Genomic DNA, 19,979 nt, shown 5'->3' on the forward strand with positions numbered 1-19,979 from the left:
TCACTATGCCGGCTTCATTCGTTCATCTACGCCTGCACACTGAATACTCCCTGGTCGATGGCCTGGTGCGGATCAAGCCACTGGTCAAGACCCTGGTGGGCATGAACATGCCTGCTGTGGCGGTCACCGATCAGAACAACATGTGTTCGCTGGTCAAGTTCTACAAAAATGCCATGGGCGCCGGGATCAAGCCGATCTGCGGGGCCGACCTATGGCTGTCGAACAAAGACCCGGACGCGCCGCTGAGCCGCATCAGCCTGCTGGTGATGAACGCCGTGGGTTACCGCAACCTCACCGAGTTGATCTCCCGCGGTTTTATCGATGGCCAGCGCAACGGCTCGATCATCATCGAGCGCGAATGGGTAGCTGAGGCCAATGAAGGTTTGATCATGCTGTCGGCGGCCAAGGAAGGTGAAATCGGCCTGGCCCTGCTCAGTGGCAATCCAGAAGAAGCCGAAGTACTGGCCCGCGATTGGATGGCGGTGTTCCCGGACCGCTTCTACATTGAAGTGCAACGCACCAATCGCCCCAACGACGAAGAACACCTGCATGCCGCCGTGGCCCTGGCCGACCGGATCGGCGCGCCGCTGGTGGCGACCAACGACGTGCGCTTCATCAAGCAGGAAGATTTCGAGGCTCACGAAACCCGCGTCTGCATCGGTGAGGGCCGGGCGCTCGATGATCCGCGTCGTCCGAAAAACTACAGCGATCAGCAGTACCTCAAAAGCGCCGAGGAAATGGCCGAGTTGTTCAGCGACCTGCCCGAGGCGCTGGAAAACACCGTCGAGATTGCCAAGCGCTGCAACATCGAAGTGAAGCTGGGCAAGCACTTCCTGCCCAACTTCCCGATCCCCGATGGCATGACCATCGACGAGTATTTCCGCAAGGTATCCTTCGATGGCCTGGAGGAGCGCCTCAGCGTTCTCTTGCCCAAGGACACCACCGAAGATTACGAGGCCAAGCGCCAGGTCTATGTCGACCGGTTGAATTTCGAGCTGGATATCATCATCCAGATGGGCTTCCCCGGTTACTTCCTGATCGTGATGGACTTTATCCAGTGGGCCAAGAGCAACGGCGTGCCGGTGGGGCCAGGCCGGGGGTCGGGTGCAGGCTCCCTGGTGGCTTACGTGCAGAAGATCACCGACCTCGACCCGCTGGAATATGACCTGCTGTTCGAACGTTTCCTCAACCCGGAACGGGTGTCCATGCCCGACTTCGACGTCGACTTCTGCATGGACGGTCGCGACCGGGTGATTGATTACGTGGCCGAGAAATACGGCCGCAACGCGGTGAGCCAGATCATCACCTTCGGTTCCATGGCCGCCAAGGCTGTGGTGCGTGACGTGGCGCGGGTGCAGGGCAAGTCCTACGGTTTGGCGGATCGTCTGTCGAAGATGATCCCGTTCGAAGTCGGCATGACCCTGGAAAAAGCCTACGAGCAGGAAGAAATCCTGCGGGACTTCATCAAGGTCGATGAAGAAGCCGCGGAAATCTGGGAGATGGCCCGCAAGCTTGAAGGCGTGGTGCGTAACGTCGGCAAGCACGCCGGGGGCGTGGTGATCGCGCCGACCAAGCTGACTGACTTCTCGCCGATCTATTGCGATGAAGAGGGCGACGGCCTGGTGACCCAGTTCGACAAGGATGACGTCGAGGCGGCGGGCCTGGTGAAGTTCGACTTCCTTGGCCTGCGGACCCTGACGATCATCGACTGGGCGCTGAAAACCATCAACCGTGACCGGGCCAAGGTCGGCGAAGAGCCGCTGGACATCGCCTTCATCCCGCTGGATGACAAGCCGACCTACAGCCTGCTGCAAAAAGCCGAAACCACGGCGGTGTTCCAGCTTGAATCCCGGGGTATGAAGGAGCTGATCAAAAAGCTCAAGCCCGACTGCCTCGAAGACCTGATCGCACTGGTGGCCCTGTTCCGTCCGGGCCCGCTGCAATCGGGCATGGTGGATGACTTTATCAACCGTAAGCACGGTCGCGCCGAGCTGGCGTACCCGCACCCGGATTATCAGTACGACGGCCTCAAGCCGGTCCTGGCACCGACCTACGGCATCATCCTGTACCAGGAACAGGTGATGCAGATTGCCCAGGTAATGGCCGGTTACACCCTCGGCGGCGCGGACATGCTGCGTCGGGCGATGGGTAAGAAAAAGCCCGAGGAGATGGCCAAGCAGCGCGGCGGTTTCATCGAGGGTTGTGCGAACAACGGCATTGATGCGGACCTGGCCGGTAACATCTTCGACCTGGTGGAAAAATTCGCCGGTTACGGCTTCAACAAATCCCACTCGGCCGCCTATGGTCTGGTGTCGTACCAGACCGCGTGGCTGAAGGCCCACTACCCGGCGCCATTCATGGCCGCGGTACTGTCGGCGGATATGCACAACACCGACAAGGTCGTGACCTTGATCGAAGAAGTGCGGACCATGAAGTTGCGCCTCGACGCGCCGGACGTGAACGCTTCGGAGTTCAAGTTCACGGTGAACGACGAAGGCCGCATCATTTATGGACTGGGGGCGATCAAGGGCGTGGGTGAAGGACCGGTGGAAGCCATCACCGAAGCCCGTCAGGACGGACCGTTCAAGGACCTGTTCGATTTTTGCGCCCGGGTCGATCTCAAACGCATCAACAAACGTACCCTCGACGGTTTGATCCGCAGCGGTGCATTGGACCGTCTGGGCCCGTACTTCCAGGATGAACCCAAGGCCTACCAGGCCAATATCGACCGCAACCGCGCGGTGCTGCTGGCGGCCATGGAAGAAGCGATCAAGGCCGCCGAGCAAACCGCCCGGACCCATGACAGTGGTCACGCCGACCTGTTTGGCGGGTTGTTTGTCGAGGAAGATGCCGATGTCTACGGCAATCACCGCAAGGCCAAGGAGCTGACGCTCAAGGAGCGTCTCAAGGGTGAGAAAGACACCTTGGGCCTGTACCTCACGGGTCACCCGATCGACGAGTACGAAGGCGAGATCCGCCGGTTCGCCCGCCAGCGCATCATTGATCTGAAGCCGGCGCGTGACACGCAGACCGTCGCCGGTATGATCATCGCCCTGCGGGTAATGAAAAACAAAAAGGGCGACAAGATGGGCTTCATCACCCTCGACGACCGCTCCGGGCGCATCGAGGCGTCGTTGTTTGCCGATGCGTTCCATTCGGCCCAGTCGCTGTTGCAGACTGACGCGATGGTTGTGGTGGAAGGCGAAGTCAGCAACGACGATTTTTCCGGTGGCCTGCGGCTGCGGGTCAAACGGGTGATGAGCATGGAAGATGCCCGGACCAACCTGGCCGAGAGCCTGCGCCTGAAATTGCAGACCCAGGATCTCAAGGGCGATCAGCTACGCTGGCTGGGGGAATTGTTCAAGCGCCATCGCGGTGCTTGCCCGATTACCATGGAGTACGTGCGCCCCGACGCCAAGGCTGTGCTGCAGTTCGGCGAAGGCTGGCGGATCGATCCGGCGGATGCGTTGATTCAAGCCTTGCGTGACCAGTTCGGCAAAGACAACGTCTTCCTCCAATACCGTTGACGGCCAGGTGCCACTCCTGAACCTTGGAGCGGCCCTGATCTCGACCCGAATTTTTAATCTCGACCTGAACGCGCCTCTCCCTTAAGGTAGGGCGCGAATAGACAACCGGCCGGCCCAAGCTCTCTTGGACGTCGACCCAAGACGGACGCCTATGAACCCGAATTTTCTAGATTTCGAACAGCCGATCGCCGACCTGCAAGCCAAGATCGAAGAGTTGCGCTTGGTCGGTAATGACAATTCGCTGAATATCGGCGATGAAATCTCTCGTCTGCAGGACAAAAGCCGCACGCTGACCGAAGACATCTTTGGCAAGCTGACCAGCTGGCAGATCGCCCGCCTGGCGCGTCATCCGCGTCGTCCCTACACCCTGGACTATATCGAGCACATCTTCACTGAGTTCGATGAGCTGCACGGCGATCGGCATTTCTCCGACGACGCCGCGATCGTGGGTGGCGTCGCCCGTCTGGACGACCAGCCAGTGATGGTCATCGGCCATCAGAAAGGCCGCGAAGTCCGCGAAAAGGTGCGCCGCAACTTCGGCATGCCGCGTCCGGAAGGCTATCGCAAGGCGTGCCGCCTGATGGAAATGGCCGAGCGCTTCAAGATGCCGATCCTGACCTTCATCGACACGCCGGGCGCTTATCCGGGCATCGACGCCGAAGAGCGCAACCAGAGCGAAGCGATCGCCTGGAACTTGCGCGTAATGGCGCGACTGAAAACCCCGATCATCGCCACCGTGATCGGCGAAGGTGGTTCCGGCGGTGCGCTGGCCATTGGTGTCTGCGATCAGCTGAACATGCTGCAATACTCCACCTACGCGGTGATCTCGCCGGAAGGCTGCGCCTCGATCCTGTGGAAAACCGCCGAGAAGGCGCCGGATGCCGCCGAAGCCATGGGCATCACCGCTGAGCGTCTCAAAGGCCTGGGTATCGTGGATAAAGTGATCAGCGAGCCTGTAGGCGGCGCTCATCGTGATCCGGCCGCGGCTGCGGCGCTGATTCGTGCCGAGCTGAGTTCGCAACTGTCGATGCTGAAGAAATTCGACAACGAAGCGCTGCTGGCCCGTCGCTACGAGCGGTTGATGAGCTACGGTCTCTGATTCAAGCGCGGTACCTCTGTGTGGGAGCGAGCTTGCTCGCGATGACGGGTTAACATTCAACAGATAAGTTGACTGATACACCGCCATCGCGAGCAAGCTCGCTCCCACATCTGATTTGTGTGAAGGCCAGTTCCTATGAATCAGCCCACGATTGACCTGCCAACCCGGCTCCTCACACAGCTATCCCCCTGGCGCAACGCCGTCACCTGGCGCATCGCCTTCTCCGGTGGCCTCGATTCCACCGTCCTGCTGCACCTGCTCGCGTCTCTCTCCAAAAATGAAGCCCTGCCACCGTTACGTGCTGTCCACGTCCATCATGGCCTTCAGGCTGTGGCCGATGCATGGCCGGACCATTGTCGCTCGGTCTGCAAGGCCCTTGGGGTGCCGCTGGAAGTAGTGAACGTGCAAGTCCCGGCCGGTGCCAGCGTCGAGCGTGCCGCCCGGGAGGCGCGCTATGCTGCCTTCGTGGCGCTGCTCCACAGCAATGAAGTGCTACTCACCGGTCAACATCGCGACGATCAGGCTGAAACCCTGTTGTTTCGTTTGTTGCGTGGGGCAGGGGTGAGGGGCTTGTCGGCGATGCCTCGGCAGCGTCCTCTGGGCCAGGGGTACTTGCTGCGACCCTTGCTCGATGTGTCCCGGGCGGAGCTGGAAGCCTACGCGACGCAACAGGGCTTGAACTGGATCGAAGACCCTTCCAACGACGATCACCGGTACGCGCGCAATTTCCTGCGCCAGCGAGTTTTCCCGGTATTGACCGAGCAGTGGTCCCAAGCCTCGACGACCTTCGCCCGCAGCGCTGCGCACCTGAGTGAGGCCCAAGGCTTGCTGGATGACCTGGCGCGAATCGATCTGCACCGAGCCATCACGCCCAGCGCGTTCGACTGGCTTGGGTTGCGGTCGCTTGAGTTGGCCCCGTTGCGAGCCTTGTCGCCGGCCCGTCAGCGTAATGCGTTGAGTCATTGGCTGGCGTCGATGACAACGCTGCCCAACAGTGATCATTGGTCTGGCTGGGACTCGTTGCGCGATGCAGCGGACGACGCCCGGCCGATCTGGCGGCTGGCCGGTGGCGAACTGCACCGCACCGGCGGACGCGTCTGGTGGTTATCCGACCGCTGGCTGCGACCGGCCGCAGGCCCCGTAGAATGGACGCTGACTGCTCAAGCATTGACCCTGCCAGACAACGGCACGGTGACCCTCGACGGTAAAATGCCCGACGAACCGCTCTGCGTCCGCTATCGTCAGGGAGGTGAAGCCATGATGTTGCCTGGTCGTGGTCACCGGGACCTCAAGCGTTTGCTCAACGAAAGAGGCGTGCCGGCGTTTGCGCGCGGTCGATTGCCGCTGCTGTATCGGGACGAGCAATTGCTGGCAGTGGCTGGCTTACCAGGACTCGACAGCGGCATTGATGGCAACTGGCAACTGATCTGGCAGCCATGAAACCAAGATCTGGGTTTGAGCTGAAAGGGGCTTTCCGGTAGACTACGCTCCCTTCTTGATACAACTTCTGTGGATTCGCCTGAATTGCAGGAGTTGCCGATTACCAAGCAGTCTTTGCTGGGCGATTCCAAAAAATGTGTAGCGAGCAACGTACCGGTGATTTCACTTCCGGTCTGTCCCAACGCGGCGGTTTTTTTGAAAGGTGCACTGTGATTAATGCAGGTGATCGGGGGCTTCGGCCTTCCTTCGCTTTCCCCGGCGGCTCGGACCGCTTTAACGCAGACTTCTAGGGTTTTTCATGACGCGCTACATATTCGTCACGGGCGGTGTTGTTTCTTCATTGGGGAAAGGCATTGCCTCGGCTTCATTGGCGGCCATCCTGGAGGCGCGGGGACTTAAGGTCACCATGCTCAAGCTGGACCCGTACATCAACGTCGACCCGGGCACCATGAGCCCGTTCCAGCACGGTGAAGTGTTCGTCACCCACGACGGCGCCGAGACCGACCTGGACCTGGGCCACTACGAGCGGTTCATCCGCACGACCATGACCCAGAACAACAACTTCACCACCGGCCGTGTCTACGAGCACGTGCTGCGCAAAGAGCGCCGTGGTGATTACCTGGGGGCGACCATCCAGGTCATCCCGCACATCACCGACGAAATCAAGCGCCGCATCATCAAGGGTGCCGGCGACGCCGACGTGGCGATGGTCGAAATCGGCGGCACGGTGGGTGACATCGAGTCCCAGCCGTTCCTCGAAGCCATCCGCCAGTTGCGTTTCGAAATCGGTGCCAAGCGCGCGATGCTGATGCACCTGACCCTGGTTCCGTACATCGCTACCGCTGGCGAAACCAAGACCAAGCCCACCCAGCACTCGGTCAAGGAACTGCGTTCCATCGGCCTGCAGCCGGATGTACTGATCTGCCGCTCCGATCATCCGATCGATATCTCTTCGCGGCGCAAGATCGCCCAGTTCACCAACGTTGAAGAGCGTGCGGTGATCGGCCTGGAAGACGCTGACACCATCTACAAGATCCCGGGCATCCTGCACTCCCAGGGCCTGGACGATTTCGTCGTCGAGCGTTTCGGCCTGCAGTGCGCCAGCGCCGACCTGTCCGAATGGGAAGCGGTGGTCGATGCCAAGCTCAACCCGGAACACGAAGTCACCATCGCCATGGTCGGCAAGTACATGGAGCTGCTGGATGCCTACAAGTCGCTGATCGAGGCGATGAGTCACGCCGGTATCAGCAACCGTACCAAGGTCAACCTGCGCTATATCGACTCTGAAGACATCGAGAACCAGGGCACCGGTCTGCTCGAAGGCGCCGATGCGATCCTCGTGCCGGGCGGCTTTGGCCTGCGGGGCGTGGAAGGCAAGATCACCGCTGTTCAATACGCTCGCGAAAACAAGGTGCCTTACCTGGGCATCTGCCTGGGCATGCAAGTGGCGGTCATTGAGTTCGCCCGTAACGTGATGGGCTGGAAGGACGCCAACTCCACCGAATTCGATCGCGCCAGCGGTCACCCGGTCGTGGGCCTAATCACCGAGTGGGAAGATGCCACCGGCGCCGTGGAAGTACGCACCGAAGCCTCCGACTTGGGCGGCACCATGCGTCTCGGTGCCCAGGAATGCCTGCTTGAAGCCGGCTCCAAGGTGCACGATTGCTACGCCAAGGACGTGATCGTCGAGCGTCACCGCCATCGCTACGAAGTGAACAACAACCTGCTGCCGCAACTGATCGAGGCCGGCCTGAAAATCTCCGGTCGTTCCGGTGACGGCGCGCTGGTGGAGGTGGTCGAAGCCCCGGATCATCCATGGTTCGTTGCTTGCCAGTTCCACCCCGAGTTCACCTCGACGCCTCGGGACGGCCACCCGCTGTTCAGTGGTTTCGTGAAAGCCGCTTTGGCTCAACACCAGAAGAAGGCATAAAACGATGGCCCAGAAGATCATTCGCGTCGGCGACATCGAGATTGCCAACGACAAGCCCATGGTGCTGTTCGGCGGCATGAACGTACTGGAAAGCCGCGACATGGCGATGCAGGTCTGCGAGGAGTACGTGAAGGTCACCCAGAAGCTGGGCATCCCTTATGTCTTCAAGGCCAGTTTCGACAAGGCCAATCGCTCGTCCGTGACCTCTTACCGTGGCCCGGGCCTGGAAGAGGGCATGCGCATCTTCCAGGACATCAAGCAAGCCTTCGGCGTGCCGATCATCACCGACGTCCACGAGCCTGCCCAGGCCGCAGTGGTCGCTGAGGTCTGCGACATCATCCAGCTGCCGGCCTTCCTGTCGCGCCAGACCGACCTGGTGGTCGCGATGGCCAAGACCGGTGCGGTGATCAACATCAAGAAAGCCCAGTTCCTCGCGCCCCAGGAAATGAAGCACATCCTGAGCAAGTGCGAAGAGGCCGGCAATGACCAGTTGATCCTCTGCGAGCGTGGTTCGAGCTTCGGCTACAACAACCTGGTGGTGGACATGCTTGGTTTCGGCATCATGAAGCAGTTCGAATACCCGGTGTTCTTCGACGTGACCCACGCGCTGCAAATGCCCGGTGGTCGTTCCGATTCCGCAGGGGGGCGTCGCGCCCAGGTCACCGACCTGGCCAAGGCCGGCATGAGCCAGTCCCTGGCAGGTCTGTTCCTCGAGGCCCACCCGGACCCGGACAATGCCAAGTGTGACGGCCCTTGTGCCTTGCGCTTGAACAAGCTGGAACCCTTCTTGTCTCAGCTCAAGGCGTTGGACGAACTGGTCAAGAGTTTTCCGACGATAGAAACCGCGTAACGCGGTTTTCTCCGGTAAAGTACCGCTCGATTATCGCTCTGGCCCGCTGGCCGCACTGCTTTTGTGGGAGCATGGCTTGCCAGCGATGACGTCCTTCGGGACCGTCGTCGGCAAGCCTTACTGTTACAGCGTTTCGTCAACTTTGGAGTGTTTACAACAATGGCAAAAATCGTCGACATCAAAGGTCGTGAAGTTCTCGACTCCCGTGGCAACCCCACTGTTGAAGCGGACGTGCTTCTCGACAACGGTATCATCGGCAGCGCCTGCGCGCCGTCCGGTGCTTCCACTGGCTCGCGCGAAGCGCTGGAGCTGCGTGATGGCGACAAGAGCCGTTACCTGGGCAAGGGCGTGCTCAAAGCCGTCGCCAACATCAACGGTCCGATCCGTGACCTGTTGCTGGGCAAGGATCCTGCCGACCAGAAAGCCCTCGATCACGCGATGATCAAGCTCGACGGTACCGAAAACAAAGCCACCCTGGGCGCCAACGCGATCCTCGCCGTGTCCCTGGCCGCTGCCAAGGCTGCCGCCCAGGACCAGGACCTGCCGCTGTACGCACACATCGCCAACCTCAACGGTACCCCGGGTGTCTACTCGATGCCGGTGCCGATGATGAACATCATCAACGGTGGCGAGCACGCCGATAACAACGTCGACATCCAGGAATTCATGGTCCAGCCAGTGGGCGCCAAGTCCTTCTCCGAAGGCCTGCGCATGGGCACCGAGATTTTCCATCACCTCAAGGCTGTGCTGAAGGCCCGTGGCCTGAGCACCGCCGTTGGCGACGAAGGCGGTTTCGCACCGAACCTGGCGTCCAACGAAGACGCACTGAAAGTGATCTCCGAAGCCGTGGCCAACGCCGGTTACAAATTGGGCACCGACGTGACCCTGGCCCTGGACTGCGCGGCCAGTGAGTTCTTCGAAGACGGCAAGTACAACCTGTCCGGTGAAGGCCAGGTGTTCACCGCCGAAGGTTTTGCCGACTACCTCAAGGGCCTGACCGAGCGCTACCCGATCATCTCCATCGAAGATGGCCTGGACGAGTCCGACTGGGCCGGCTGGAAAATCCTCACCGACAAGATCGGCGAAAAAACCCAGCTGGTAGGCGACGACCTGTTCGTCACCAACACCAAGATCCTGAAAGAAGGCATCGACAAGAAGATCGCCAACTCGATCCTGATCAAGTTCAACCAGATCGGTACCCTGACCGAAACCCTGGAAGCCATCCAGATGGCCAAGGCCGCCGGCTACACTGCCGTGATCTCCCACCGCTCCGGCGAAACCGAAGATTCGACCATTGCCGACCTGGCCGTGGGCACTGCGGCGGGCCAGATCAAGACCGGTTCGCTGTGCCGTTCCGATCGCGTCTCCAAGTACAACCAACTGCTGCGTATTGAAGAGCAGTTGAACGGCAAGGCCAAGTACAACGGTCGTGCCGAGTTTCGCGGTTAAGCGGTAGATGGTAAAAAGACACCGGATGATGTCAAAAAAGTCGCAATAGCGGCGGTTTTGCCTCTAATCTGATGCCTTATCAAGCACAAGCCTGGTTTTTCCAGGCTTCGTGCTATCAGACGCTTCAAAGTGTGGCATGGCTGTCTTTTTCACTGGATACCTGAGATTCGATGCGCAGTCCCAATTGGTTGTTTCTTGTCTTGCTCCTGTTGCTGGCTGGCCTGCAGTACCGCCTTTGGGTGGGTAATGGCAGTCTGGCGCAAGTGGCGGACCTGACTCAGCAGATTGCTGAACAGCATGCCGAAAACGAGGCGTTGCTGGAGCGTAACCGGGTGATGGACGCCGAAGTCAGTGAACTGAAAAAAGGCATGGAGACCGTTGAAGAGCGGGCTCGCCATGAACTGGGCATGGTTAAAGAGGGCGAAACCCTCTACCAGTTGGCCCAATGAGCATCCGTTTGCCGGCCTTCTGGGCCGTGATTCCTGCCGCGGGCGTTGGAGCCCGTATGGCTGCGGACCGTCCCAAGCAATACCTGCAACTGGGCGGACGCACAATTCTCGAACACAGCCTTGGCTGTTTCCTCGATCATCCGACCGTAAAAGGCGTGGTGGTCAGTGTTGCACACGATGACCCTTATTGGCCGACCCTGGCCTGTGCCAGCGATACACGCATCCAGCGCGTGGACGGTGGCGAACAACGTTCGGATTCGGTGCTCAATGCCTTGCTGCATCTTCACGGACAGGGTGCCGATGATCACGACTGGGTCTTGGTGCACGACGCCGCCCGGCCCAACCTGGCCCGGGACGATCTGGACACATTGCTCAGGGAACTGGCGAATGATCCGGTCGGCGGTCTCCTGGCCGTGCCGGCGCGTGACACCCTCAAGCGAGTCGATAAGCACGGCCGTGTAGTGGAAACTGTTGACCGCAGCGTCATCTGGCAAGCCTACACACCGCAAATGTTTCATCTCGGTGCCTTGCACCGGGCCCTGGCTGACAGCCTGGTGGCCGATGCCGTGATTACCGATGAAGCGTCCGCCATGGAATGGGCAGGGCAGGCGCCACGCCTGATCGAAGGGCGGGCCGATAACCTCAAGGTCACACGCCCTGAAGATCTGGAGTGGTTGCGCCAGCGTTGGGCGAATCGCCATTAAGTGGAATCGCCATCGCGAGCAGGCTCGCTCCCACAAGGGGCTTTGGCTGTACACAAAAATTTGTAGCCGCTGAAGATCCAGTGTGGGAGCGAGCCTGCTCGCGATAGCAATCGCTCAGATAACATAAAGACCAGTGTTACCCCCGATACTCCGGCCGCTGCGCCAACCCCTCCTTCAAGTAATCCACCAACTTGCGCACCTTCGGCGACAAATGCCGTTGCTGCGGATACAACGCCCACACCGCTGTATTCGGCGGCTGGTGAGCCTCTAACAGCGATATCAACGCCCCGCTGTGCAAATGCTCCAACACGTAATAATCCGGCAACTGACACAATCCCACCCCTTGCAAAGCCGCATCCAGCACCGCCTGCCCGCTGTTACAACGCCAGTTTCCCTGCACTCGTTGGGAAAATTCCCGCCCGTTCTGCTCCAGTTGCCAGAGGTCGGAGCTACCGATCAGGCAGTTGTGGCGGCTCAATTCCGACAAGCTATGGGGGCGACCGTAGCGCTCCAGGTAGGACGCCGATGCGCACAGGTACATGCGCCGTGGCGCCAGGCGCGTGGCAACCAGGCGTGAGTCCTGCAAGCGGCCCAGGCGAATCGCCAGGTCCAGGCCTTCGTGAACCAGATCGAGGGGGCGGTTGCTCAGTTCGATGTCCACCCGCAATTGCGGATAAAGCGTCATGAACCGTGTCACCAGCGGCACAATGAACCGCTCGCCGTAGGCCACGGCACAGGTCATGCGCAACATGCCCTTGGGTTCGCTGGTGAGGTCGCCCACCGCCCGCAGTGCTTCTTCGCGTCCGTCCTGCAGGCGCTGGCAATGCTGCAAGAACGTCTGGCCGGCCTCGGTCAGGGTGACCCGGCGGGTACTGCGATACAGCAGTCGTGTCTGCAGACGCTCTTCAAGCCGTACGATTTGTCGACTGATGTGGGAAGACGAAACGCCCAGGCGTTCGGCGGCGGCGGTGAATTGGCTGCATTCGGCCACGGCGACGAATTCGTCAATGCCCTCCCAGCGGTTATCGGACATGAATGATTATCCCTGTGCAGCAATAATGTTTTGCTTTTGGTTGGATTATTCATCGTCTGGTGAGGGATTACACTCCCTGTCTTGTTTTTATTTGCTGGAGACTCCCCATGATCAAGTCACGCGCGGCCGTTGCCTTCGAGGCCAAGAAACCCCTGGAAATCGTTGAAGTCGACGTCGCCATGCCCAAGGCGGGCGAAGTGTTGCTGCGCGTGGTGGCCTCGGGTGTCTGCCACACCGATGCCTACACCTTGTCGGGCGCCGACCCGGAAGGGATCTTCCCGTCGATCCTCGGCCATGAAGGTGGCGCCATCGTCGAAGCTATCGGCGAAGGCGTGACGTCGGTTGCGGTGGGCGATCACGTCATTCCGCTGTATACGCCGGAGTGCGGCCAGTGCAAATTCTGTAAGTCGGGCAAGACCAACCTGTGTCAGGCGATTCGCGCCACCCAAGGCAAAGGCCTGATGCCAGATGGCACCTCGCGCTTTTCCTACAAGGGTGAGACGATTTTCCACTACATGGGGACCTCGACGTTCTCCGAATACACCGTATTGCCAGAAATTTCCGTGGCGAAAATCCCCAAAGAAGCGCCGCTGGAAAAAGTCTGCCTGCTGGGTTGCGGCGTCACCACCGGTATCGGCGCGGTCCTCAACACCGCCAAGGTCAAGCCGGGTGACACCGTGGCGATCTTCGGCCTGGGCGGCATTGGCCTGTCGGCGGTGATTGGTGCGGTGAAAGCCAAGGCATCGCGCATCATTGCCATCGACATCAACCCGGCCAAGTTCGAAATCGCCAAGCAACTGGGTGCCACCGATTGCGTCAACCCGAAGGATTTCGACCGTCCGATCCAGGAAGTCATCGTCGACATGACGGACGGCGGCGTGGACTTTTCCTTCGAGTGCATCGGCAATGTGCAACTGATGCGTGCCGCGTTGGAATGCTGCCACAAGGGCTGGGGCGAGTCGGTGATCATCGGTGTGGCCGGGGCCGGCCAGGAAATCGCCACCCGTCCGTTCCAGTTGGTGACCGGGCGCGTCTGGCGCGGTTCGGCGTTTGGCGGTGTGCGCGGGCGCAGCGAATTGCCAAGCTACGTGGAAATGGCCGAGAAGGGCGAGATTCCGCTGGATACCTTCATCACCCACACCATGGGCCTGGAAGATATCAACAAGGCGTTCGACCTGATGCATGAAGGCAAGAGCATCCGTACCGTTATTCATTTCTGAGGTCGGTCATGAGTCTTGAAAACATTTCCTGCCAGAAAAGCTTCGGCGGCTGGCACAAGCGTTACCGGCATCGTTCCGAAGTGCTTGGTTGTGACATGGTGTTTGCCGTGTACCTGCCGCCCCAGGCCGAGCAGGGCGGCAAGTTGCCTGTGGTGTATTGGTTGTCCGGATTGACCTGCACCGACGAGAACTTCATGCAAAAGGCCGGCGCCCAGCGCATGGCTGCCGAACTGGGCCTGATTATTGTCGCGCCGGACACCAGCCCGCGCGGCGCCGACGTGCCGGGCGATCCGGACGGTGCCTGGGACTTTGGCCTGGGTGCGGGGTTTTATCTGAACGCCACGCAGGAACCGTGGGCGCGGCACTATCGGATGCATGACTACGTGGTGCAGGAATTGCCGGCCTTGGTCGAAGCGCATTTCCCGGCCTCGGATAAGCGCGGCATCAGTGGTCACTCCATGGGTGGCCACGGCGCGCTGGTCTGCGCTTTGCGTAACCCAGGGCGTTACCGCTCGGTGTCGGCATTTTCGCCGATCAACAATCCGATGGATTGCCCGTGGGGCCAGAAGGCGTTTTCTCGTTATCTGGGGGAAGACCGCTCGAAGTGGCGTGAGTGGGATGCCTGTGCATTGATCGCCGAAGCTGGCGAAAAGCTGCCGTTGCTGGTGGATCAGGGCGATCGCGATGATTTCCTGGCCAACCAGCTCAAGCCCGAAGCCTTGCAGCAAGCGGCCAAGGCTGCCGGTCATCCGTTGGAGCTGCGCCTGCAACCGGGCTACGACCACAGCTACTTCTTCATCGCCAGCTTCATTGAGGAACACTTGCAACATCATGCCCACGCTTTAGGGGGCTCTTAGTCTGTTTCCCCTTGGCGAGGGAGCTAATTGAGGGCGCTCCCCACGCTGAATGCAGGTAGAATCACGCCCTGACAAAAATCGGGGCGTTTTTTTATGCGTATTGGCCACGGCTACGATGTTCACCGTTTCGCTGAAGGCGACTTCATTACTCTGGGCGGCGTGCGTATTGCACACAGCTTCGGGCTGCTCGCGCATTCTGACGGTGACGTCCTGCTGCACGCCTTGAGCGACGCCTTGCTTGGCGCGGCCGCGCTGGGGGATATTGGCAAACATTTCCCCGACACCGACCCGCAGTTCAAGGGCGCCGACAGCCGGGTGCTGCTGCGCCATGTGGTCTCGCTGATCCACGCCAAGGGCTGGAAAGTCGGCAATGTCGATAACACCATCGTCGCCCAGGCGCCAAAAATGGCGCCACACATCGAAACGATGCGTCGGTTGATTGCCGAGGACCTGCAAGTTGAGCTGGACCAGGTCAACGTGAAAGCCACCACCACCGAGAAACTTGGTTTCGTCGGTCGCGAAGAAGGCATTGCCGTTCATAGCGTTGCCTTGTTGCTGCGCCCATGACCGAACTGGAACTATTAGGCCCCCGTGCCTACGGCGAGTCGCTGGGCAGCGCAGTACTCAAGGCCACTGCTGAAGATTTTCAGGTCGACGAAGTGCTCGACATCCCGCTCACGGGCGAAGGCGAGCACTTATGGATCTGGGTTGAAAAACGCGGTTTGAACACTGAAGAGGCTGCTCGGCGAATTGCCAAGGCCGCCGGCGTATCGTTGCGCACCGTTAGTTATGCCGGTCTCAAGGACCGCCAGGCGCTGACCCGCCAGTGGTTCAGCGTCCAGTTGCCGGGCAAGGCCGACCCGGACCTGTCGGCGGCGGAAAACGAAACGCTGAAGATCCTCAAGACCGGTCGCCATAAACGCAAGCTGCAACGCGGCGCGCACTCGGCCAATGGCTTTACTTTGCGCCTGACCCAGTTCAAGGGCGATCCAGCGGCGATCGATGCGCGTCTGCAACAGATCGCCCGTCTGGGCATTCCCAATTATTTCGGCGCCCAGCGCTTCGGGCATGACGGCGGTAACCTCGTCGATGCCCGCGCCTGGGCGGCGCGCAAGGCTTTGCCGGAACAGCGCAATGTGCGTTCGCGGCTGTTGTCCACCGCCCGCAGTTTTCTCTTCAACCGGGTGTTGGCGGCTCGGGTGGCCGATGGCACCTGGCAGCACGCGCAGGTGGGCGACTTGCTGGCCTTCACCGACAGCCGCAGTTTTTTCCCCGCCGGCGAGGCCGAGTGCAGTGACCCACGCCTAGCGATTCTCGACCTGCACCCCACCGGGCCGCAGTGGGGCGAGGGACCTTCGCCTGCCGCCGGCGCGGTCCATGATCTGGAGCAGGCCATCGCCGAGGCGGAGGCCGATCTGCGCGACTGGTTGATAAACGCGGGAATGAGTCACGAACGTCGCATCCTGCGACTGCCCATTGGCGGCCTGTCGTGGCATTATCCCTCGCCTGACATTCTGCAACTGGAATTCGTCCTGCCGGCCGGATGTTTCGCCACTGTCTTGGTGCGCGAACTCGTCGATCTGGTGCCGGTGGGGCAGACGGACAGCCCATGCGTATTCTGATTTCTAACGACGACGGGGTGACAGCACCCGGCCTTGCCGCGCTTTATGCTGCGCTGGCGGATTTTGCCGAATGTGTGGTCATCGCCCCGGACCAGGACAAAAGCGGCGCCAGCAGTTCGCTGACGCTCGACCGACCATTGCACCCGTGCTATCTGGATAATGGTTTCATCAGCCTCAACGGCACCCCCACCGACTGCGTGCACCTGGGCCTCAACGGCTTGCTGGAGCGCGAGCCGGACATGGTGGTTTCGGGCATCAACCTGGGGGCCAACCTGGGGGATGACGTGCTTTATTCCGGCACCGTGGCCGCCGCCCTTGAGGGCCGTTTCCTCGGGCATCCGTCGTTTGCCTTTTCGTTTGTTTCGCGGCAAGTCGATAATCTGCCTACCGCCGCCTACTTCGCTCGCAAGTTGGTCGAGGCCCATGGCGAGCTGGACCTGCCACCGCGCACGGTGCTGAACGTGAACATTCCGAACCTGCCACTGGATCACATCCGAGGCATCCAGCTCACTCGCCTGGGTCATCGTGCCCGCGCGGCCAAGCCCATGCAGGTGGTCGATCCCCGGGGCAAGGCCGGTTACTGGATCGCCGCCGCCGGTGATGCCGAGGATGGCGGGCCGGGCACCGATTTTCATGCAGTGATGCAAGGCTATGTCTCGATAACGCCGTTGCAGCTGGATCGGACCTTCAACGATGCTTTTCGAACGCTCGATGGCTGGCTGGAGGGGCTGCGCTGATGGCTCGCGAGCAAGACGATATACTGCGCCGCGGAATCGGCATGACCTCCCAGCGTACCCGGGAGCGCCTGATTCAACGGCTGTATGAAGAAGGCCTTTCCAACGCCCAGGTGCTGGAAGTGATTCGCCGTACCCCACGGCATTTGTTCGTCGATGAAGCCTTGGCCCATCGCGCCTACGAAGACACCGCATTGCCGATCGGCCACAACCAGACCATTTCCCAGCCTTATATGGTGGCCCGCATGAGCGAGTTGCTGCTGGAGGCGGGCCCGCTGGACAAGGTGCTGGAGATTGGCACCGGTTCGGGTTACCAGACGGCGGTGTTGTCGCAGCTGGTGGAGCGGGTATTTTCCGTGGAGCGGATCAAGGTGCTGCAGGATCGCGCCAAGGAACGCCTGGTGGAACTGAACCTGCGCAATGTGGTGTTTCGCTGGGGTGATGGCTGGGAAGGCTGGCCGGCCCTGGCACCTTATAACGGCATCATCGTGACCGCCGTTGCCACTGATGTGCCCCAGGCCTTGCTGGATCAACTGGCCCCCGGCGGCCGGCTGGTCATTCCGGTGGGGGCTGGTGAAGTCCAGCAGTTGATGCTGATCGTGCGCGAAGAACAGGGTTTTTCACGTCACGTGCTGGGGGCGGTTCGGTTTGTTCCGTTGCTTAACGGGCCATTGGCCTGAGCATTTATAAACAGACGCTGAATTCCGTGGCGTGGGTTGTGTCTTACACCGGCGCTGATCAATTAACCGTTGATTGGTTAAACGGATTGCAACGGCGTCCAGCAAACGTGTGCGGCAGCGCCTCGCGCTTCATTAATAGAGGTGGGGTTGCGGCCAGCTGTATTTGTAATACCGTTGCCTGCACAGGCAGTTTCCAATTTTTCAACCACCACAAAGGGAGCGGCGGGTGAGTCTCACAGTCATTGCGCAGCGTATGGGTATCACGAGCTTTCAGCGCCTGGTGACTGGCCTTGTCTTGAGTACCTTGCTGGTCGGTTGCTCCAGTACCCCGTCGGGTAACGTCCGGGTTGTCGATCGCACCAACGCAACGCCTCAACGTCCTACAGTAACGACCGGTCAGTATGTAGTCCGTCGCGGTGATACGCTGTTTTCCATCGCTTTTCGCTATGGCTGGGACTACAAAGCCCTCGCAGCGCGAAACAACATTCCTGCGCCTTATACGATTCATCCGGGTCAGAGAATTCGCTTTGATGGGCGCAGTGGTTCAACGCCTACCGCGGTGGTGACTCAGTCCGGTTCGACGGCTTCGTCGTCGAGTAGAACCACGGTGATTCAACGTCCGGTCGGTGCCGCAACGGCAACAGTACCGTCCGTCGCGAGCAAACCGACACCTGCTCCTACCCCCGCGCCAGGCCCCAGCCCGAGCGGCTGGGGATGGCCTTCTAATGGCGTTCTTATTGGAAAATTCTCTTCAAACGGTAGTTTGAATAAAGGAATTGATATCGCCGGGGATTTGGGACAGCCTGTTTTAGCCGCGTCTGATGGCACGGTTGTGTACGCCGGGAGTGGTTTAAGGGGCTACGGCGAACTCGTGATCATCAAACACAGCGATACCTACGTCAGTGCCTACGGTCACAACCGCAGGCTGTTGGTTCGGGAGGGGCAGCAGGTCAAGGTCGGGCAAAAAATTGCCGAAATGGGATCAACGGGAACGGACCGGGTGAAACTGCATTTTGAGATTCGCCGACAAGGTAAGCCAGTCGATCCGCTGCAATTCCTGCCACGTCGTTGATTTGATTGTCAGCCTGTTCCGTCACGTAGAGGGAACAGGCTCCAGCGTTGCCAAGGATAAAGGCGTCGCTTGAGCTTGAGGTCGAACTCACCAAAGGACTATAACAATGGCTCTCAGTAAAGAAGTGCCGGAGTTTGACATCGACGATGAGGTTCTCCTTATGGAGACCGGCATCGCTATGGATTCGATGTCGAATGATGAAGGGGCGACTCCACCTTCCGTTCGTGCCAAATCCAGACACTCCGCTTCGCTTAAACAACATAAGTACATCGACTACACACGGGCGCTGGACGCCACTCAGCTGTACCTCAACGAAATCGGCTTCTCGCCGCTGCTCTCCCCCGAGGAAGAAGTTCATTTTGCGCGTCTGTCGCAAAGTGGCGACCCGGCCGGGCGAAAACGCATGATTGAAAGCAACCTGCGCCTGGTGGTGAAGATCGCCCGACGCTACGTCAATCGTGGCCTATCGCTGCTGGACCTGATCGAAGAGGGTAACTTGGGGCTGATTCGCGCTGTCGAGAAATTCGACCCCGAGCGAGGCTTCCGTTTCTCGACCTACGCGACCTGGTGGATTCGCCAGACCATCGAGCGGGCGATCATGAATCAGACCCGGACCATCCGGTTGCCGATCCATGTGGTCAAGGAGCTGAACGTCTACCTGCGGGCTGCCCGTGAACTCACCCAAAAGCTCGACCACGAACCCTCACCCGAAGAGATCGCCAACCTGCTGGAGAAACCGGTGGGCGAGGTCAAGCGCATGCTTGGGCTCAACGAGCGGGTTTCTTCGGTTGATGTCTCGCTGGGGCCGGACTCGGATAAGACCCTGCTGGACACGCTCACCGATGACCGACCTACCGACCCGTGCGAACTGCTCCAGGACGATGACTTGTCCCAGAGCATCGACCAGTGGCTCTCGGAGCTCACGGACAAGCAACGGGAAGTGGTGATTCGCCGCTTCGGCTTGCGCGGTCATGAAAGCAGCACCCTTGAAGATGTGGGCCTGGAAATTGGGCTGACCCGTGAGCGGGTCAGGCAGATTCAGGTCGAAGGCCTCAAACGTCTTCGGGAGATCCTGGAGAAGAACGGCCTGTCGAGCGAGTCGTTGTTCCAATAACGGGAACGCACGCGTAATAAGAAAAGCCCCGACTGGTTCGGGGCTTTTTCGTTTTTTTGGCGGCTGTTGCAGCGCTTACTCTGTTTGCCGGCTTGGCGTGTAAGCTTTTGCCTAGTGTTGCGTAAGCGTTTGGTTTCCCGTCGAAGGGATAGACGACTATAAAGGCCGTCGTATTTTTCGTATGTTGTTGATATATAGC

General features: G+C 59.9%; 17 protein-coding genes. 16 read left to right on the forward strand and 1 reads right to left on the reverse strand.

The annotated features are described in order from the left end of the window. Nucleotides 1-5 precede the first annotated feature (5 nt). From dnaE to ispD, 8 genes are all read left to right on the forward strand, one after another. Entirely contained in the window at nt 6-3,527 is a 3,522-nt protein-coding gene (gene dnaE / locus AC3I65_RS05030) for a DNA polymerase III subunit alpha (RefSeq protein WP_281459506.1), read from the forward strand. Between the two features lie 151 nt (nt 3,528-3,678). Further along, a complete protein-coding gene (locus AC3I65_RS05035; protein WP_047227574.1) occupies nt 3,679-4,626 on the forward strand; it encodes an acetyl-CoA carboxylase carboxyltransferase subunit alpha in 948 nt (315 codons plus the stop codon). A 135-nt stretch (nt 4,627-4,761) separates the two neighbouring features. Beyond that, on the forward strand, nt 4,762-6,066 hold the full coding sequence (tilS, locus tag AC3I65_RS05040; RefSeq protein ID WP_488523512.1) for a tRNA lysidine(34) synthetase TilS: 1,305 nt from the start codon (nt 4,762-4,764) through the stop codon (nt 6,064-6,066). A gap of 298 nt (nt 6,067-6,364) precedes the next feature. Next, nucleotides 6,365-7,996 (forward strand): CTP synthase, encoded by a 1,632-nt coding sequence (gene pyrG / locus AC3I65_RS05045; protein WP_047227576.1) that lies wholly within the window; start codon nt 6,365-6,367, stop codon nt 7,994-7,996. A gap of 4 nt (nt 7,997-8,000) precedes the next feature. Then, a complete protein-coding gene (gene kdsA / locus AC3I65_RS05050; RefSeq protein ID WP_047227577.1) occupies nt 8,001-8,846 on the forward strand; it encodes a 3-deoxy-8-phosphooctulonate synthase in 846 nt (281 codons plus the stop codon). Between the two features lie 159 nt (nt 8,847-9,005). Then, nucleotides 9,006-10,295 carry a phosphopyruvate hydratase gene (gene eno / locus AC3I65_RS05055; protein ID WP_047227578.1) on the forward strand — a complete coding sequence of 430 codons (1,290 nt, stop codon included), beginning with the start codon at nt 9,006-9,008 and terminating at the stop codon, nt 10,293-10,295. Between the two features lie 170 nt (nt 10,296-10,465). Next, nucleotides 10,466-10,744 carry a cell division protein FtsB gene (ftsB, locus tag AC3I65_RS05060; protein WP_047227579.1) on the forward strand — a complete coding sequence of 93 codons (279 nt, stop codon included), beginning with the start codon at nt 10,466-10,468 and terminating at the stop codon, nt 10,742-10,744. Continuing rightward, the gene (gene ispD, locus AC3I65_RS05065; RefSeq protein ID WP_076386179.1) at nt 10,741-11,448 is read left to right on the forward strand and encodes a 2-C-methyl-D-erythritol 4-phosphate cytidylyltransferase; all 708 of its coding nucleotides are present in this window, start codon (nt 10,741-10,743) and stop codon (nt 11,446-11,448) included. The genes ftsB and ispD overlap by 4 nt, the downstream gene beginning before the upstream one ends. Before the next feature lie 136 nt (nt 11,449-11,584). On the opposite strand, the gene AC3I65_RS05070 is transcribed toward ispD, so the two are convergent. Continuing rightward, the gene (locus tag AC3I65_RS05070) at nt 11,585-12,481 is read right to left on the reverse strand and encodes a LysR substrate-binding domain-containing protein (RefSeq protein WP_047227581.1); all 897 of its coding nucleotides are present in this window, start codon (nt 12,479-12,481) and stop codon (nt 11,585-11,587) included. Between the two features lie 107 nt (nt 12,482-12,588). Here AC3I65_RS05070 and AC3I65_RS05075 point away from each other — a divergent pair, with 107 nt between their 5' ends. The 8 genes from AC3I65_RS05075 to rpoS all read left to right on the forward strand — a co-directional run bounded on the left by AC3I65_RS05075 (nt 12,589) and on the right by rpoS (nt 19,780). After that, entirely contained in the window at nt 12,589-13,701 is a 1,113-nt protein-coding gene (locus tag AC3I65_RS05075) for an S-(hydroxymethyl)glutathione dehydrogenase/class III alcohol dehydrogenase (protein ID WP_025212132.1), read from the forward strand. An 8-nt stretch (nt 13,702-13,709) separates the two neighbouring features. Next, nucleotides 13,710-14,558, forward strand: coding sequence for an S-formylglutathione hydrolase (gene fghA, locus AC3I65_RS05080; RefSeq protein WP_488523513.1), 849 nt, complete (start codon nt 13,710-13,712; stop codon nt 14,556-14,558). A gap of 93 nt (nt 14,559-14,651) precedes the next feature. After that, nucleotides 14,652-15,125: a 2-C-methyl-D-erythritol 2,4-cyclodiphosphate synthase gene (gene ispF, locus AC3I65_RS05085; protein ID WP_076386175.1), complete on the forward strand. Its 474-nt coding sequence runs from the start codon at nt 14,652-14,654 to the stop codon at nt 15,123-15,125. After that, nucleotides 15,122-16,180, forward strand: coding sequence for a tRNA pseudouridine(13) synthase TruD (gene truD, locus AC3I65_RS05090; RefSeq protein ID WP_047227584.1), 1,059 nt, complete (start codon nt 15,122-15,124; stop codon nt 16,178-16,180). The genes ispF and truD overlap by 4 nt, the downstream gene beginning before the upstream one ends. Beyond that, the gene (gene surE / locus AC3I65_RS05095) at nt 16,168-16,917 is read left to right on the forward strand and encodes a 5'/3'-nucleotidase SurE (RefSeq protein WP_047227585.1); all 750 of its coding nucleotides are present in this window, start codon (nt 16,168-16,170) and stop codon (nt 16,915-16,917) included. Before truD ends, surE begins: the two co-directional genes overlap by 13 nt. Nucleotides 16,918-16,958: 41 nt before the next feature. Then, nucleotides 16,959-17,594, forward strand: coding sequence for a protein-L-isoaspartate(D-aspartate) O-methyltransferase (locus AC3I65_RS05100; protein ID WP_171061419.1), 636 nt, complete (start codon nt 16,959-16,961; stop codon nt 17,592-17,594). Between the two features lie 226 nt (nt 17,595-17,820). Then, nucleotides 17,821-18,666, forward strand: coding sequence for a peptidoglycan DD-metalloendopeptidase family protein (locus AC3I65_RS05105; protein ID WP_047227587.1), 846 nt, complete (start codon nt 17,821-17,823; stop codon nt 18,664-18,666). A gap of 106 nt (nt 18,667-18,772) precedes the next feature. Further along, nucleotides 18,773-19,780: an RNA polymerase sigma factor RpoS gene (gene rpoS / locus AC3I65_RS05110; RefSeq protein ID WP_047227588.1), complete on the forward strand. Its 1,008-nt coding sequence runs from the start codon at nt 18,773-18,775 to the stop codon at nt 19,778-19,780. Nucleotides 19,781-19,979: the final 199 nt, after the last annotated feature.

The sequence above is a fragment of the Pseudomonas sp. N-1-13 genome (assembly GCF_057787095.1).

Bases quoted from the DNA above. Each gene is read 5' to 3' on its own strand.
- dnaE (WP_281459506.1), top strand. From the start codon at position 6: ATGCCGGCTTCATTCGTTCATCTACGCCTGCACACTGAATACTCCCTG.
- AC3I65_RS05035 (WP_047227574.1), top strand. From the start codon at position 3,679: ATGAACCCGAATTTTCTAGATTTCGAACAGCCGATCGCCGACCTGCAA.
- tilS (WP_488523512.1), top strand. From the start codon at position 4,762: ATGAATCAGCCCACGATTGACCTGCCAACCCGGCTCCTCACACAGCTA.
- pyrG (WP_047227576.1), top strand. From the start codon at position 6,365: ATGACGCGCTACATATTCGTCACGGGCGGTGTTGTTTCTTCATTGGGG.
- kdsA (WP_047227577.1), top strand. From the start codon at position 8,001: ATGGCCCAGAAGATCATTCGCGTCGGCGACATCGAGATTGCCAACGAC.
- eno (WP_047227578.1), top strand. From the start codon at position 9,006: ATGGCAAAAATCGTCGACATCAAAGGTCGTGAAGTTCTCGACTCCCGT.
- ftsB (WP_047227579.1), top strand. From the start codon at position 10,466: ATGCGCAGTCCCAATTGGTTGTTTCTTGTCTTGCTCCTGTTGCTGGCT.
- ispD (WP_076386179.1), top strand. From the start codon at position 10,741: ATGAGCATCCGTTTGCCGGCCTTCTGGGCCGTGATTCCTGCCGCGGGC.
- AC3I65_RS05070 (WP_047227581.1), bottom strand. From the start codon at position 12,481: ATGTCCGATAACCGCTGGGAGGGCATTGACGAATTCGTCGCCGTGGCC.
- AC3I65_RS05075 (WP_025212132.1), top strand. From the start codon at position 12,589: ATGATCAAGTCACGCGCGGCCGTTGCCTTCGAGGCCAAGAAACCCCTG.
- fghA (WP_488523513.1), top strand. From the start codon at position 13,710: ATGAGTCTTGAAAACATTTCCTGCCAGAAAAGCTTCGGCGGCTGGCAC.
- ispF (WP_076386175.1), top strand. From the start codon at position 14,652: ATGCGTATTGGCCACGGCTACGATGTTCACCGTTTCGCTGAAGGCGAC.
- truD (WP_047227584.1), top strand. From the start codon at position 15,122: ATGACCGAACTGGAACTATTAGGCCCCCGTGCCTACGGCGAGTCGCTG.
- surE (WP_047227585.1), top strand. From the start codon at position 16,168: ATGCGTATTCTGATTTCTAACGACGACGGGGTGACAGCACCCGGCCTT.
- AC3I65_RS05100 (WP_171061419.1), top strand. From the start codon at position 16,959: ATGACCTCCCAGCGTACCCGGGAGCGCCTGATTCAACGGCTGTATGAA.
- rpoS (WP_047227588.1), top strand. From the start codon at position 18,773: ATGGCTCTCAGTAAAGAAGTGCCGGAGTTTGACATCGACGATGAGGTT.